Origin of the sequence: Clostridium tyrobutyricum, assembly GCF_019144085.1 — a bacterium.
GTDB lineage: Bacteria > Bacillota > Clostridia > Clostridiales > Clostridiaceae > Clostridium_B > Clostridium_B tyrobutyricum_A.
Window position 1 is genome coordinate 1 of sequence record NZ_JAHHUY010000075.1, and the last position, 1,407, is coordinate 1,407.

Consider the following 1,407-nt stretch of genomic DNA (forward strand, 5'->3'; position numbering starts at 1 on the left):
TTATTATATCACAGCTTCTTATCATGTTTAACATCAGTTTATCTATATAACATATTTATTTCATAATTACTTCTATATTCTATATGTTTCTATATTTTTCGCCTACTGACACGCCAGGTTATATTTGCAATAATTATAATAGATTACATATTTACAAATAGTATATCTAAACTAATATCTACTTATAATTAATACTGATATTATATATTTCTTCAACATTCAAAAAGAATTTGCTGCTTATATTTACATTTAGATCGAGTAGGTAAGGAATCTTTTCAACCATATTGCCAGTGTTAGATTCACGTAATTGATTCCTTGTCTGAATGGTTCACTGGGATTATATTCAAAGAATAATTAATACATCCTCGTATTATCGGATTCAATATTTCAGAAAGTGCTTTAATTGATTATGTAATTAAATGCATAGTGCATAAACAGATTTACCAGCACTGGACCTGTCCTCCTATGATGTTCCAAACTTTCTATTTTTTATGTTTCCATCTGGAATTTGTATCGGTGCTTTCATACAATATCTCTATACAGAAGTATCCACTTTTCCTGTGTATGCATTTTGACTGCTTTCATAAATTTTTCATAACTAATATAGTCTATATTTAAAAAAACATTGCTATAAACCATATTTTTATAGTTATTTGTATTAAGGACTAAGGACAAATCATCACCACCCGTAAAACAGGTGGTTTGCTCTAGCCCTATAAGGGCAATGTTACTGGCAGTGCTACTCGCACACTGAACGGTCTGCCAACCGCATGCCTTCACAGGCTGCACCTAAAAGGTGTTTTATTTCTTGCCTTTTTTTACTTTGTCACCCGTAAATGGGTCAATATACTCTTTTAAACTCATTTGTTCGTATGCTAAATCTTCTTGTATTTGATTTGCTATATATTCTTTTATCTTTTTTGTGTTTTTTCCTACCGTGTTGGATAAGTCAGAACCCTTTCGGGTTCCTTCTCTCCTAAGAACCATGCTTGAAAGTTTCCCTTCACATGGCTCACGCATTCTTAACTTTCAAATCGTTCATTTTAGTTAGTCTGGATTTGAAAGCAACAGTTTTTTTATATGCCTTTCTTCTTTTAGCTTTTCTGCTTTCTTGTTTCATCATAAAATATTGTTTGTTAGTATACGGATTCATATCAAGTTTAAGTCTTTCATGTCTAACTATAGGTATGTCCGTAGGACGAATTAGTGTTGCTAAACCATCTGAAAAAATCCAATTCCTTGTTCCTTTGCTTCTCCAATATCTATTTTTTATCCAACTAGCATCTTTATTTGGGTGTCTTCTTTTTGCCCAGCGCCAGAGCATATTAAAGATATTATAATTCAGTTTTTTGAATATTAATTTGGAACATACTTTTTGATGATAATTGCACCATCCATTTATAACTT

General features: G+C 31.3%; 1 protein-coding gene and 1 pseudogene. Both read right to left on the minus strand.

Annotated elements, in window-relative coordinates; genetic code table 11:
- Positions 1-801 precede the first annotated feature (801 nt).
- Positions 802-942 (minus strand): annotated as a pseudogene (locus KM800_RS15040) (IS200/IS605 family transposase); the annotation flags it as partial.
- A 70-nt stretch (positions 943-1,012) separates the two neighbouring features.
- Positions 1,013-1,407 (minus strand): group II intron maturase-specific domain-containing protein (locus KM800_RS15045; protein WP_303396678.1); only part of this gene is annotated, 395 nt, incomplete at its 5' end.